This window comes from Rhodococcus sp. KBS0724, from assembly GCF_005938745.2.
GTDB lineage: Bacteria > Actinomycetota > Actinomycetes > Mycobacteriales > Mycobacteriaceae > Rhodococcus_F.
Map to the genome: position 1 here is coordinate 389,333 of NZ_VCBX02000001.1, position 13,236 is coordinate 402,568.

Below are 13,236 nucleotides of genomic sequence, written 5' to 3' on the forward strand. Positions count from 1 at the left end.
GGAACCACCGGGCTTTGCTGTCTTGGTATTGCGATCAGATCGGAGCGACGAACCGGCCCGTGATAACGCGATATGCATAGGTTCCGGCGATCAACGAGATCGGTCCGGTGACGAGCAAGCCCAGTCCGCACAGCAGGGCGCCGACGATGTTGATTCCGATCAGCGTGAGTGTGAGGAGGAGCAGCGGTCCCACATTCTTCGAGATGACACTGGCACTCGACTTAATTGCGGTGACCGGGTCCTGGTTCTGATCGATCACGAATTGCAGAGTGAAATAGGTCAGGAACGCAACGATAATTCCTGGGATGATCAGCAGCACAAAACCGATTCCCGTTGCAATGCTGACCAGAATGCTCGCGAGGATAACCGCGCCCACATTCGAGAACTGGAAAAACGATCCGATGACCGGCTTGTTGCCGTCAACTTCGTGAAGCGCTCCGCGGACGAACGCGGCCTGAATCAGGATGCCGACCACCAGAGAAACAAATGCTCCGATGATGGATAGCGCCGATACGGAGGTCGTCGTGTCGGTGCTGAATCCACCGAACAGCAAATTGATGCCGATCGAGATGACTGCCGCGATCAGTGTGATCCCGACCCAGACCAGCGCGTTGTTCTTGAAGCGCTCCCAGCCGTAGGTCAATGCTGCACCGACAGAAAGCTGGGGTCCACCGAACCCGGCGCCGTAGTCGTTTGCCGGCGGCGGGGGGAAGTATCCACCCTGCGGCGGGACGTTGCCGGGAGGCGGCGGATATCCGCCGGGCGGCGGGTAATTTCCCTGCGGCGGGGGATAGTTGCCCTGCGGGGGCGGGTAATTCCCCTGCGGAGGCGGGTAGTTGCCGGGCGGCGGGTAATTCCCCGGAGGCGGACCGGCAGGAGAGCCTCCCGTCGGCTGGTATCCACCACCGGGAGGTGTGACGGGCGGCGGGTAACTACCAGGCGGCGGTGATTGCGGCTGACTGTACGGATCTTGTGGTGATTTTTTTCCGTCATCCGGATTTTGGTTGGGGTCGTAACCGCCGGTTGTCATTGTTTCCCCTCAGTCGTGAAAAAGGCGCGCTCGAGTGTGACAGTGATTACGACCTTAACTGCCGTGGGCAGCAGATGTTGGTGTCACTTGCGCACTCGTGTGTCGTTGTCACCCGTGGTTTAGGCTGCGTTTCATGACGAGTTCCGGGGAGAACGGCGAGATATCTCCAGATGAATACGTGACAAAACCCGGATATGGCGAGTTTCCCAGCCTCCCGCCAGAAGGCTACGGAGATTCCGCCGGGCAACCGCAGTCGTATTGGGAGGCTCCGGCGACGCCATTGCCCACCGAGCAGTACCCGGGCTACCCACCACCGTCGTACACCCCGACCCCAGAGCCACCAGTGCAGTATCAACAACCGCAGTATCAACAACCAGTGCCATATCAGCAGTTCCAGCAGCCACCGCAATACCAGCAGCCACCGCAGTACGGACCACCCAATCAGTTCGGCGGGTACGTGCAGCCGGTGGGAACGAACGGGTTAGCGATCGCCTCGCTGGTGACGGGGATAGTGGGTGGCTGCTTTTACGGTCTCGGCGCAATTGTCGCGATTATTCTGGGCATCGTCGCGCTCAATCAGATTAAACAAACAGGCCAGCAGGGGCGCGGGCTCGCGATTGCCGGTATTGCGATCGGTGCCTCGATTATCGCCATGTGGGTGATATTCGTGATTTTTATGGTGGCGGTTAATTCCGTCTAACGCCAGCGCCGATGTTGCGCTGGCGATGCGACTGCCAGCGGTGGTTCCTGAATTGCCGTGGTGTGAGCGTCGGCTGGGAGTGGTTTGCCGAAATAGTAGCCCTGGCCTGTAGTGCACCCCGCGCGAATGACGGCTGCGGCTTGGTCGGCAGTCTCGACGCCTTCGGCGATGGACTCCATTCCGAGTTTGTCGGCGATCGCGGCGATGGATTCCATCACGATGAATGCCCGCTCGGACGAGTGCTCCGAATCACTGAGAGCCCAGGTGAGGCTCTGATCGATCTTCAAAATATCGAGTGGCAGTTCCGACAGCGCCGCAAAGGAGGCAAAGCCGGCTCCGAAATCGTCGAGCGCTATCCGGATACCCTCTTTATGCAGCGTCGCCAGCGTCGCGGCGGCATTCTGGCCGACGACGCCGAGTTCGGTGACTTCTACGATGACTTTGTTGTGCGGTGTGCCGGATCGGTCCAGGGTGTCGAGTATTTCTCGCGCAGCTTCGTTGGTCGACAGCTGGCGCGGCGAGAAATTCACCGCAATATTCAACTGGTCATCCCAGTGGGAGATGTGTGCACAGATCAAGTCGAGGGTTTGCAATCCGATGGGAATGATCAAGCCGGACAGTTCGGCCGATCGCATGAAATCTTGCGGTTCGATGACTCCGCGAAGGGGATGGCGCCAGCGGAGGAGGGCTTCGTAGCCGGTGATAATCGAGGTTTCCAGGTGCACCTGGGGTTGGTACAGCACTTCGAATTGATGGTCGTCGAGTGCCTCGCGAAGCTCGCGAACCATGCGGATTCCTTTTCGTTCTGTTCCCGCCCACCGCACTGCTGTGCGGTTGCCCCCAACGGGTGCTTTGGTCATGTCGAGGGCAAGCCCCCGCTTGTAACATGCCCAGGGCTAGCCGTCCTGGTTCCCTTCACCTATGCCGAAACGGTACTTCACTCGGAAGCAATTGCCAATGATTAACTATTGTCCGGATTGCCTGACGGGGTCCACGGGATCTGCACTTGTGAAGATCCAAGGGTCACGCGGAACCTTCTGCGGATCGAAACGATCAGCTAGTTCCATCGGTGAAACCACTTCGCCGGGTTCGGCTAATCCGACGCTCGACGCAATCAGAGTCAGAACTTCGGCTGGGGTGCGGCCGAGGTCGCGTTGATCGGAGAGGGTGACCGCCCCATCCCGTTTGGCCAGACGCTTGCCTTCGGAGTTGAGTGCGAGGGGGACGTGGGCGTAGATCGGCGGTGTGACGCCGAGGAGTGTTGCCAGGTAGGCCTGGCGCGGTGCTGATGTCAGAAGGTCGTCGCCGCGGACAACCTGATCGACATTCTGGGCGCCGTCGTCGACCACTACTGCCAAATTGTAGGCGGGAACTCCGTCGCCGCGGAGTAACACCACATCGTCAACAATTCCGGATACGTTGCCGTGCAACATGTCTCGAACGGTGAATGACGTCGTCTCGGCGCGCAGGCGCAGTGCCGGTTTTCGGCCGGAGGTCAGCTTGTCGGCTTGCTCGGAATGTGTGAGATTCCGGCACGTTCCTGGGTAAGCCCCATCCGGCGCATGGGGTGCGGACGGCGCCTGCTGAATTTCCTTGCGCGTGCAGAAGCAGGGATACGTCAGCCCGCGATCGGTCAATGCGGTGATCGCGTCTGCGTACCGCGGCAGTCGGTGCGACTGTTTGACTACGTCGCCGTCCCAGTCGATGCCGAGCGCTCGCAGATCATCCAGTTGGCGTTCCATGGCTCCTGGCCGCACACGATCCAGATCTTCGACGCGAATGAGAAAATCGCGACCGGTCGTCCGGGCAAACAGCCAGGCAAGGAGGGCTGTACGGAGGTTCCCCAGATGCAGATCGCCGGAAGGGCTCGGTGCAAATCGTCCTGCTCCTGGCACGTCAGCCCACAGATCCGAGAGCATCGTGAATTTCCATGTCGTGGAGGGTGAGCTTTATCTGACTCTCCAGGGCGTACTCGAGATAATGCGGCGGGTACATTCCGGGATTGCCTATCGCGTCGAGTGCCAGTCCGTCGACGGTCGCGAGGAGAAGCGCCGCGCGGGTTTCGGCTTCAGGCAACCTGATTCCGATCAGAACTGCGCAGATGCCGGTGCGAATAGTGAACAGCATTGTCCGGCGAATGTCCGCCAACGATTCGCTGGTGACAGCCCGGATGGCAAATGCGGCCAGAACATGTGCTTCGCGGGTGCGCTGCTCGTCCAAGGGAAGCAACTGTGACAAAGCCTGGAAAAGCACAACGTGAGGATCGGTGCCGGCGGGAGGTCGAGTGAGTCGGCTCAGTATTCGATCGGCCAGAGTGCGCAGAGCGAAGGTGAGCATCTCGTCCTTGGTCGAGAAGTGGTGCTGCACGGCACCGATCGAGACGTCGGCGCGTTTTGCCACCTCGCGGACACTCGCATTCTCGAGTCCCGATTCAGCTGCAACGTCGAAAAGTGCCGTGGCCAGCAAGTCCGGGTTGGTGGCTGATTTCCGACGTTCAGGCATGCGACGGACATTACCCGCGTAACGAAACAATTCGCACGTCAGGGGAGGTTTTTCAGGCGGTTCGACCGAGATATGCAAGGAGTTTGGTTGCCTTGTCGGCATCATCGGCCACCGAAATCTCGGGGCCGCAGACTCCTTGCATACGAATCGAATCGCCTAGGCCGGCGGCAACCTGCGATACCCACTCAACGTCCCTTTCCGGAATCGAGGTGTCGGTGCCGGTCGCGGCTGCGAGGTCCCAGCCGTGCACGACCAGATCGAAGCACAGAAAACCGTCGACGGTGGCTCCGAGGTTGGTTCGGCCGAAATGGCCGTCGTATTCGAGGGTCGACTTTTCCGGATCGTCGAGAATTGCCTGCATCGAATCGCGCACTGCAGCCCAGGCGGCGGACGGGTTGTCGTCGACGGACGGTCCTGGCGCCAGTTCGAGGCCGACGACCTTGACCATGTCGCGTTCGCTGTCGATCACGTGCCGGACCACGTCGCGAGCCGTCCACCCTTCGCACGGAGAGTTGTTGTCCCACCGGTCCTCAGGTACTGCGTCGATCCGCTGGGTGAAACCGGCGGCGAGGTCACGGTAGCGATCTGCGGGGGAGATATCGGCTGTAGTCATGTCACTGATTCTTCAGGATGACGCCGGGACCGCGATTGATTATTTCGGACATTCTCCGAAAACGTGACCACCGAGCCTGGGCCGTGCCAGTCGGGAGCTTCACTACGCAGTAGTTCTGCGGGTGTCATCGACGAAATGCGGCGGCAATCGCGCGAAAGGTGAGCCTGGTCGCTGTATCCCGCGAGGGCGGCGAGTCCGGCGAGGGGAATCGAAGAGCGTCGGCGCGCGAGCGTCATGAACCGCTGCAGTCGCAGGATGGCTCGTAGTGTTGCTGGTCCGTATCCGAATGCGTCATTGCATCGACGCTGCAGCTGCCGGGAAGTGAGGGCTGCATGGTCGGCAAGAGCGTCGACGCTCCACGAGTGGTGAGCCAGCGCTGCGCTGACGGCGGACGCCACCGGATCCGGCGATCGAGTGCTCCGGTTCCAGGACCTGACCATGTCTTCGAGGACGATCACACGCTGAGTGGCTGGAGTATTTTCCAAGCGGTCCAACAGGATTCGTGACGTTCGGCTGCCGGTCAGATCGCTCAGTTCGGCTCGGGCGTTGCGTAGATCCGACGCCGGAATTCTCAGAAGTGGAGCTGCAGAACCCGGGCGGAATCGAACGCCGACCGATTCGGTTCCGGGCGGAAGCGTGAACGACCAAGCCGAGGTTTCGGGGCCGCACACACGGATCCCCACTCCACGAATCCACAGGATGTCCATGCACGCGTCGGGGACAAGAAGGTGTTCGCCCTCGGCGCGGGCAGTCCATCCGCAGACAAGTACGTCAGCCAAGTCCGTCGCGGCGGCTTGTGGCAGGTACCAGCTCATTTCGCGAGCCTAACCAGGACCACCGACACGTCGGATTTCGATGGTTCTTGTCAGTCGATCGGACCGAACCTGTATCCGAATCCGCGCACGGTCTTGATGTACTGGGGATTGGCCGGGTCGGATTCGAGTTTCGAACGCAAACTTTGAATATTGGCGTCGACGGCGCGAGTCTTGCTTGAACTCGTTTCACCCCACACCTTCGCGAGAAGCTGAGGTCGGGAGTAGAGGTGGCCGGGGTGCGTCGACATTTCGAGGAGCAGGCGCAATTCGGTTCGCGTGAGGTCGAGACGTCGACGTCGGATGGTGGCGGTCATGGATCGGCGGTCGATCGTCAACTCGCCGTGGCGCTCTCGCTTGTCCGTCTGTGGGGTGGGTGTACTGCGGAGGAGGCTGGTTATCCGAGAATCGAGGCTACGAGCGTCGAGTGGGTTGATGGCGAAGTCCGACGCGACCTGTGGTGGGGCATCGTCGATGTCTTCCGGGGACTCGACAATCATGATGATCGGAATCTCGCTGCGGAGCCGGATCTGGCGGGCTACTTCGAAGCCGTCGATGTCCGGGAGTGAAAGATCGAGAACCGCAACATCGAAGTTGTCGGTGCCGAGTGCGTCGAGGCTGTTTCTTCCGGACGCGAACAGGTGAACGGTGTGGCCGACGCGCTCGAGTTCGACGCCGAAGGTCTCGGCCAGCGCAGGCTGATTCGTCGCCGCGAGAATCACGCTCATGTATTGCCACCCTGTTGCTAGTCGTCTCGGTAACCCGTCAATCCCGACGTCAGCCAGTGTTGCAGATCACCATTGACCCGGCCACTTCGACAACCTCGCCGACCGCGATTGTTCTCTACCGGCAGTATCGGTGTCCTCGGTAAACTCGCAGGATGGGCACACTCTTTGCGATGTCACTGCCGGGACTGCTGGTGCTTCTGGTTCTGTGTGCGTTCGTGGAAACGCTGTGGAATCGGATTACCGGGGGTCGTGCGTTGCCGTGGACTAAGCGCAGAACCTCGCGCCCAGTGGCCGCCACCGGATTCGAGGAAGTCGCTGCGCTGTTCCAAGGCGGAAAGCACCACGAATTCGAGCAACGGCAAACGACGTTGATGCATCGCGAGGACGGGGCAGAAGGCGAACCTGCGTGGGTTGCCGTCGATACCGATACGAACACCGTTGTCCTGCGAGCGCAATAGTCGTCGAGGAATCAAGTGTGCTGGGAGATTTGCCGGCCCGCGCCAAAGCAGTGGGTGCAGTCTCTCCACCAGGTTTGTCGAGGTCGGCAGCGCGGGCTTCAAACGGAGAATGGCATAAAAAAGTCCCCGACCAGATGTCTGGTCGGGGACTTCCCTGGCGGAGGATAGGGGATTTGAACTCCTGACACCACACAAACATGTGGATACAAGCGAGGACAGGAAACAACCTCTGACCTGCTGCTTACCTCGTCACTGACCTATCAAACAAGCATCCAGATACATGCTCATGCAATAGCGGTATTGCATGGACTGTTGCATGGGCCTCTCGCACACGCGGGGAACTATCAAACAAACCGACCAAGCGGGACAGACCAGCACGCGTTCAGTACTGTCGTCGGGTATGACACTCAATGATCGGCTAGAGCAGCAGAGCAAGCAGGTTGCGACGAAGGAAGTCCTGTTGGATTTGGTTGTGGAGTCTGCGGGCAAGGTGAACCCTGGGAATGCTGAGGCTGTGCGTGCGCTTGCTGAGGCGTACTCGTTGGTGATTCACGGCCCCAAGGCTTAGTTCGGTTGGGTTGGTTGGCCCCACTTGCCTCGTCGGGCGGTGGGGCCTTTCCATCCAGTTCTATGCATAATTATCCAGTTGATTGGATATTCATAGGTCGAGTCTATGAGTTGGCAAGGCTGTGAGGTACGAGCAGGCGCGGCAGTGTCTTTACCAGCCGTCTCCCTTGTTCCTTCCTCGTGATCGTTGGAGTGCGTGTTCGACGTTGAGGCAGCTGGGTTGTTTGGGGATGCGGACGCCTGTGCCTGTGGTGATGAGGTCGCGGTGGTTAGCTCGGGGGTTGTCTGGTCGGTAGGCGTAAACGCTGCCGTCTGCGGTGGATATGGCTTGGCATAGGGCCATGGCTATGTCGTCGTGTCCGGCTGCTTCGGGGACTCGGATGCGGAGTTGGCCGGTGTCGGTTTGTTCGTATTCGAGGTTGTGGAGTTGGCGGAGTAGGTCGGGGTGGTTGGGGAGGATGAGCCGGCCTTGTTGGAGGAGGAGTTTGATGCCTCCGAATCCTGATGCTTTGTATCGGTTGTCGGTGTTGACGGGGATGACTCGGGTGGGCCAGCGCGCTTTGTCGAGTCGTTTGGATTGCTTGGTGCGTTGCATGGTGTTGCGGAGGACTTCGGTGGGCATGGCCCCGACACCGTTGGTTTCGGACACGACGGACATCAGTTGGTAGGTGCGGCCGATCTCTTCGATGCGGTTGACGAACCAGCTGTACGGCTTCTTGTGGTGCGATTCGAGCCAGGGGATGAAGTAGATGAGGTCGTCACCGACTACGGCTTGGTTCAGTTCTTGGTCGTCGAGGACTGCGAGAGCAACGAACGCATGGGCATCGGAGAAGCCCCAGTCGAGGCCTGCGGTGATGAGTTGTCCGTGGGCGTCTTTGGGGTCGAGTAGGTCATAGTCGGCTACGGCGTTGTCGAGTTCTTCCATGGTGAAGTAGGCGCCGGCCTCGTTGACCCATTCGGCGAGGACTTCGGTGGTGAACTTGATGGTCGACCAGGTGCGTCGCCAGTCTTCGATGAGGTCGAGGTCGGCGAGGGGTGATGCGGTGGTGGGCCAGTGCCAGGATTGGAGTTTGGCACTGGGGGATGTCATGCCCTCGTTGTACTTCTGTCGGAAGAAGTGGTCGTTCTTTCCCCAAGGGGTGGATGCGAGGATGACGCGGCTGCCGGGGCGGGCGACGATGGCGGGTTCTGCGGCTTGCCACAGGCTCATGCTGATGAATCCAGCCTCGTCGACGATGAGTAGGTCGATGGAGTCGCCGCGGGCTCGGGCTTCGGATGCGGGGATGGATTGGATGGTGGATCCGTTGCCGAGGGTGAGGAGTTGTTTCTTGTCGTCGAGGACTGCGGCGTTGAGTATGGGGCTGTTGCGGGCGAGGTGTGCGCAGTCTGCGAGGACTCGGAGGGAGGAGTCTTCACCGTTGGAGATGACGAGGACGCGGACGTTGGCGCGGATGTAGGCGGTGTGGAGGGCGACGACTGCGAGGACGCGTGACTTGCCTACCTGCCGGCCGGCGCACATGACGCGGTAGCGGGCCGGGGATCGGGCGAAGTCGGCTTGGTAGTCCCACAGGGGTACGCCGATGGCGTGTTCGGCGAAGTAGGCGGGGTCGTCGATGAGTTGTTGGATGTCGAGGTTGACGGTGGGTGTCATGGGGTGGCCTTTTCTCGTGCGGCGTTGGCCTGTGAGAGGAGGATTGAGTAGTCGATTTGTGCTGCGGCAGAGTCTTTTTGGAGTTTTGCGCGGCTGATGGGGTCCATGCCCAACGTTGCGCGGAGTGCTGCGGCTCTGCCTTCGTAGGTGGGGAGAAGTTTCGCCGCGGGTGTTGCTTGACCGACCTCGTCGATGAGTCCGTGGATGCCTTGGTCGTCGATCCAGTCGTGCAGCAGATCGCACTTGGCTTCGAAGCGTGCCCATGCGAGGAGGGCAGGTTCGTAGGACGGGTCTCGGAGGTAGGGGGCTTGTTCGAGTGCTGTCTTGACCCAGGCTTCGGCGAGGGGTGCGAGGGAGCGTTCGGAGTGCGCGCCGTGCTTGAGGGAGAGGGTGTTGTTTTTCTCGAAGGGTGGGCGTTGGCCTTCGAACTCTTGCCCGGGGAAAGCAGGCGTGAAGGGGGTGACCTCCACGCCTGCTTTCTTGCGGGCGCGCCGGATGGGTGCGCCTGCCATGACTACGCCGTGAGCTTCACACCGCGCAGGACGACGATGCCCTTGGGATTGACGGGTGCGGCGTCGTAGCGGCAGACAACGCGGATGGCCTGCTGGTCGTAGTCACCGAAAGTCTGGTCCAGCAGGGTGACCGTGGGGGCCATGTCGCGGGCGACGGTGATCATCGACATGTCAGCGAGAACGATGGACGATTCGTTGGTGCCGGTGCCACCGTTGACGGGGATGCGGTTGGTGACAACGACCTGATGCCCGAGCAGCTGGTACGCGCCGGACTGGGTGATGTCGGGCTGGACGATGTAGCGGCCCGCGGTGTCCTTGATCTTGCGGATTGCCACAAAGTCTCGGGAGTGCATAAACCAGCGCAGGCGAGTCGGGTCGATTTCGACACCGAGCGCCAACCCTTCGGCGTCGTGCAGATCGTCGAGGACGGGCACACCAACTGCGGCCATTTCCTGAGTGCCGGTGTAGTTCAGCATCCCCTTCGGCTGGGTTCCACCCGCGCCGGTGCCGGCGATGAAGGTGTCGTCGATCTTGCCGGCGACGTCGGTGATCATGCGCTGCTGGATTGCGCCGATGGTCTCGGTGATCGATTGACGGGCAAGCTCGTTGGAGTAGCGGTGCAGGGACTTGATGGACTCGATCTTCGGATCGAGTAGCAGCACCTCGGAGAAGGTGGGTTCCACCTCGTCGATGAGTTCGTTCTCGCCGTGCCAGGACGGGGAAGTCGAGCCGGTGTACGTCGGGATTCGGACGGGGCCGTGGGCGTCGATGATTGTGGGTCCGGATGCGAGGAACACCGAAGCCTTCTGCAAGGGAACGGTGACGATGTTGGTGATCTGCTCGGCGGAGAGGACAGATCCAGCGCCGGAAGTGGAGAGTGCCATGGGAGGCTCCTGGGTAAGTCAGGGCCGGGATCGGATGCGAGTGCCCGGCAAGGGAATGGCGTTGTACGCCAAGGGAATTGACTGCGAGCGTCAAGCTCTAGCAGTCGTACGTTTGAGGTGCCGGACCTCGGGGGTGGTGGCGAGAAAGGTTCCCGATTGGAAACCTTGCCCGCTCATACACCGGGGGTGTGACATCTCGGCGCCAGGCCGATCCGTCACAGTGACAATAGCAGATACCCCCACCAGGTATCTAGAACCGGGTGGGGGTATCCGAATCTGTTGTCTAGCTTGCGCCTTGCACCAGGCTCACGAAGTCGGCGGTACCGGCAGCGATCTGCGCGGCGGGGTCCGCGACTCGAGGGGTGTGGGTGCGTCCACCGGTGACCTCGACACCGGACTTACCTGCTGTGCGCGGCGCGGGGATACCGAGATGCGGGCGTTCGGAGATGAGGGTCTGCGCGGCCTCGGTGTACTTGCCGGGATCAGGCTTACCGTCGTCACCGAGCAGGGTGGTGGTGTCGACGTACCGGGCGAGGTCTTCAGGGTCCGCGAGGATTCCTGTCAGTCCGTCGAGGGCGGTCTTGGATGCGATTCCTGTCAGCTCGTCGCGGTAGGTGTCGCGTTCGGTCTGCGCGTCGGCGGCGGCCTTGCGGTTGGTGGCCGCTTCGGTGCGGAGGTCACCGATCATCTTCTGGGCCCACGAGGGCAGGGAGTCAACGGTTTCGGGTGCGAAGTTTTCAGACATTCTGGTTCTCCTGTGCGCGGATGATGGACGATTTGCGGGCGAACTCGTCGAGCAGTGAGTTCAAGAGTGTGAGCTGTTCGGGTTCGAATTTCACTGCGATGTTGGCGAGTGACTTCAGTCGGCGGCGCGTCTGGACGCGTGCCAAACCGAGCAGATCGCCGGTGCGGATTTCGTTGGTCATGAGTTGTTCTCCTCGATGAGTTTGAATGCTGTGGCAGCGAATGCGATGGCGGAGAATAGGACTCCGGTTCGTTCGGCGTCGGACATTGACGTCAACACGGTGTGGATTTCTTCGAACTCCTCGTCTGTGGCGAGAGCGATGAGGTTGAGTGTCGAAGAGATGGACTCAATATGTGGGGTCATGCTGACTCCTGGGGAATTCCGAGATGGACAGGGACTCGAAACCTAAGCGCGAGCGCATCCTTGAGCTGTTCGATATCTGCGCCGACGCCAGGTAGCCACAACTCCCGTATGCGGGCGTACTGGACCCTGAGTTCGGGTACGTCGGTGTTGTGCGGGAGGCGGTCGATAACCTTCCCAGACACTCGGATGGTTCCAACAACAACAAGTGGTCGCGTGTTGAAGTGGAAACGGTCGACAGTCCTTTTCTCAGCGAATGAACACAGCAGGGCATACCGGGTCATCACGTCAGACAATTCAGGTATCGCACCGATGCCACACGCGCAGTTCTCAAATGGCGCTTCGTGATGGCGATTCCATTGCAGGTGTGGATTGGCATTGATGGCGCACTCGGCATGCTTACTGGCCTTCGACCAACGAGCAATCGGCATATCCTTCACTGCCTTCGAGCGCATCGGAGAGAACAGCTCGTCACTGTGGCCGGGATATGCGTGCCACAGCCTCCACGCCAACTGCCGAGTCATGCGATTTCCTCACTGTCTGCGAACAGAGAAGTGTCTGAAGTGTGTGAAGCGTCTGAAACTGAAGGTTCTCCCTGGTCGGCATGACCTGCTGATTCATACCGTTCAGACACTTCAGACGGTTCAGACACAGGTGAGTAAGTGCCGCGTCGAGGTTTGTTGATGTGACCGGCCTCGTGAAGGCGACGAAGGTAAGTGCCGGCATCGTTGTTGTTGATATCGGTGAACTCGGCTTCGACATCCTTCGCTGTGGTCTCCGGGCGCGAGGACACGAACCGAAGAATCTCCATGGACCTGTCAGCGAGTGCCGTTTTCTGCTGCCTGTTCTCAACGGTGGCAGCCGCATCCGTCAGATCCATACCGTCGAGTGACCACCGACCATCAGAGGTTGTGAGGGCGTACTCGTTCTCGGGCACGTCACGACCTGTCACAGCAAGCACCGCATCGTCGGACTTACGCTTGCGCGCCAACACAAGAATGAAGTCAGCAGATCCGGCGATGCCCTGCGTGCCCGACACCGCATCAACGAAGTCCGACGACTCCGCTTTGCGTGTGTGGTGCACCACCAACAGGCTCGAACCCGACACCGCGTCAACGAGGTCTTTGAGCTTCGTTCCGATCGCATAGTCGGCGGTGTACGCATCTTCCCCAGCGCGCTTGGGGGGCTTCACCTTCCCGAGCGTGTCCAGGATGATCAACGGTGCCTTGGATGCATGACGATCCAAGAACTCGGAGATCATCGCCACAACAGCGAGCGGTTGAGCCTTGACGATGACGTGCAGATCCTTCGGGATCGGCACACCCTCACCGAGGATCTGCCGGAACCTGCCCTGCAAGCGTCGATGCCCATCCTCCAAAGCCATGTATAGCACCGGACGCCGTGACACCGATATCTTCCCGAGCGCGAGACCACCTGTGGCGCAGGCGAGACCGATACCCGCAACGAACCACGACTTACCGGCCTTCGGTGGCGCAACGATCAACCCGAAGCCCTCCGGGACGATGCCCTGCACGCTCCACTGCAATGGTGGGAAGTGTTGCGCGTCAAGCCAAGCACCGTCCACCATCCCATCGAGAACATGCGGTTCAGGCTCTGTATGCCGTTGACTGATTTCGATCACCTCCGCGGGTGAGTTGATAACTCTCATATGTT

Annotated in this window: 18 protein-coding genes; 3 read left to right on the forward strand and 15 right to left on the reverse strand. The window is 60.3% G+C overall.

Translation table 11 applies throughout. The features are described 5' to 3' along the window. Nucleotides 1–34: 34 nt before the first annotated feature. Nucleotides 35–1,030: a hypothetical protein gene (locus FFI94_RS01765; protein WP_138871473.1), complete on the reverse strand. Its 996-nt coding sequence runs from the start codon at nt 1,028–1,030 to the stop codon at nt 35–37. Between the two features lie 133 nt (nt 1,031–1,163). On the opposite strand from FFI94_RS01765, the gene FFI94_RS01770 reads away from it, so the two are divergent. Continuing rightward, nucleotides 1,164–1,730 carry a DUF4190 domain-containing protein gene (locus FFI94_RS01770; RefSeq protein ID WP_138871474.1) on the forward strand — a complete coding sequence of 189 codons (567 nt, stop codon included), beginning with the start codon at nt 1,164–1,166 and terminating at the stop codon, nt 1,728–1,730. Here FFI94_RS01770 and FFI94_RS01775 read toward each other — a convergent pair. The 6 genes from FFI94_RS01775 to FFI94_RS01800 form a co-directional block, all read right to left on the reverse strand. Continuing rightward, complete coding sequence (locus FFI94_RS01775) at nt 1,727–2,518, reverse strand: EAL domain-containing protein (protein ID WP_138871475.1); 792 nt, start codon at nt 2,516–2,518, stop codon at nt 1,727–1,729. The genes FFI94_RS01770 and FFI94_RS01775 overlap by 4 nt on opposite strands. 177 nt (nt 2,519–2,695) lie before the next feature. After that, on the reverse strand, nt 2,696–3,649 hold the full coding sequence (gluQRS, locus tag FFI94_RS01780) for a tRNA glutamyl-Q(34) synthetase GluQRS (protein ID WP_138871476.1): 954 nt from the start codon (nt 3,647–3,649) through the stop codon (nt 2,696–2,698). Next, the gene (locus tag FFI94_RS01785; protein ID WP_138871477.1) at nt 3,627–4,232 is read right to left on the reverse strand and encodes a TetR/AcrR family transcriptional regulator; all 606 of its coding nucleotides are present in this window, start codon (nt 4,230–4,232) and stop codon (nt 3,627–3,629) included. Before FFI94_RS01785 ends, gluQRS begins: the two co-directional genes overlap by 23 nt. A 52-nt stretch (nt 4,233–4,284) precedes the next feature. Beyond that, nucleotides 4,285–4,845, reverse strand: a complete 561-nt coding sequence (locus FFI94_RS01790) for a TIGR03086 family metal-binding protein (RefSeq protein WP_138871478.1) — start codon at nt 4,843–4,845, stop codon at nt 4,285–4,287. After that, nucleotides 4,842–5,660, reverse strand: a complete 819-nt coding sequence (locus tag FFI94_RS01795; RefSeq protein WP_138871479.1) for a helix-turn-helix domain-containing protein — start codon at nt 5,658–5,660, stop codon at nt 4,842–4,844. The genes FFI94_RS01790 and FFI94_RS01795 overlap by 4 nt, the downstream gene beginning before the upstream one ends. A gap of 50 nt (nt 5,661–5,710) precedes the next feature. After that, complete coding sequence (locus FFI94_RS01800) at nt 5,711–6,385, reverse strand: response regulator transcription factor (RefSeq protein WP_138871480.1); 675 nt, start codon at nt 6,383–6,385, stop codon at nt 5,711–5,713. 152 nt (nt 6,386–6,537) lie between these two features. Between FFI94_RS01800 and FFI94_RS01805 the strand changes: the two genes are divergently transcribed. Further along, on the forward strand, nt 6,538–6,843 hold the full coding sequence (locus FFI94_RS01805) for a DUF6191 domain-containing protein (RefSeq protein ID WP_138871481.1): 306 nt from the start codon (nt 6,538–6,540) through the stop codon (nt 6,841–6,843). A gap of 400 nt (nt 6,844–7,243) precedes the next feature. Beyond that, nucleotides 7,244–7,411, forward strand: a complete 168-nt coding sequence (locus FFI94_RS33530; RefSeq protein ID WP_185993107.1) for a hypothetical protein — start codon at nt 7,244–7,246, stop codon at nt 7,409–7,411. 150 nt (nt 7,412–7,561) lie between these two features. On the opposite strand, the gene FFI94_RS01810 is transcribed toward FFI94_RS33530, so the two are convergent. The 8 genes from FFI94_RS01810 to FFI94_RS01845 all read right to left on the reverse strand — a co-directional run bounded on the left by FFI94_RS01810 (nt 7,562) and on the right by FFI94_RS01845 (nt 13,231). Next, a complete protein-coding gene (locus FFI94_RS01810) occupies nt 7,562–9,061 on the reverse strand; it encodes a terminase large subunit domain-containing protein (protein WP_138871482.1) in 1,500 nt (499 codons plus the stop codon). Continuing rightward, entirely contained in the window at nt 9,058–9,573 is a 516-nt protein-coding gene (locus tag FFI94_RS01815) for a hypothetical protein (RefSeq protein WP_260683808.1), read from the reverse strand. Before FFI94_RS01815 ends, FFI94_RS01810 begins: the two co-directional genes overlap by 4 nt. A gap of 2 nt (nt 9,574–9,575) precedes the next feature. Then, nucleotides 9,576–10,457 (reverse strand): phage major capsid protein, encoded by an 882-nt coding sequence (locus tag FFI94_RS01820; RefSeq protein WP_138871483.1) that lies wholly within the window; start codon nt 10,455–10,457, stop codon nt 9,576–9,578. 283 nt (nt 10,458–10,740) lie between these two features. After that, on the reverse strand, nt 10,741–11,202 hold the full coding sequence (locus FFI94_RS01825) for a hypothetical protein (protein ID WP_138871484.1): 462 nt from the start codon (nt 11,200–11,202) through the stop codon (nt 10,741–10,743). Continuing rightward, nucleotides 11,195–11,383, reverse strand: coding sequence for a hypothetical protein (locus FFI94_RS01830; RefSeq protein WP_138871485.1), 189 nt, complete (start codon nt 11,381–11,383; stop codon nt 11,195–11,197). The genes FFI94_RS01825 and FFI94_RS01830 overlap by 8 nt, the downstream gene beginning before the upstream one ends. Continuing rightward, nucleotides 11,380–11,565 (reverse strand): hypothetical protein, encoded by a 186-nt coding sequence (locus FFI94_RS01835; protein ID WP_138871486.1) that lies wholly within the window; start codon nt 11,563–11,565, stop codon nt 11,380–11,382. Before FFI94_RS01835 ends, FFI94_RS01830 begins: the two co-directional genes overlap by 4 nt. Continuing rightward, a complete protein-coding gene (locus FFI94_RS01840) occupies nt 11,562–12,086 on the reverse strand; it encodes a hypothetical protein (RefSeq protein ID WP_138871487.1) in 525 nt (174 codons plus the stop codon). The genes FFI94_RS01835 and FFI94_RS01840 overlap by 4 nt, the downstream gene beginning before the upstream one ends. After that, on the reverse strand, nt 12,083–13,231 hold the full coding sequence (locus FFI94_RS01845; protein WP_138871488.1) for an AAA family ATPase: 1,149 nt from the start codon (nt 13,229–13,231) through the stop codon (nt 12,083–12,085). The genes FFI94_RS01840 and FFI94_RS01845 overlap by 4 nt, the downstream gene beginning before the upstream one ends. Nucleotides 13,232–13,236 lie beyond the last annotated feature (5 nt).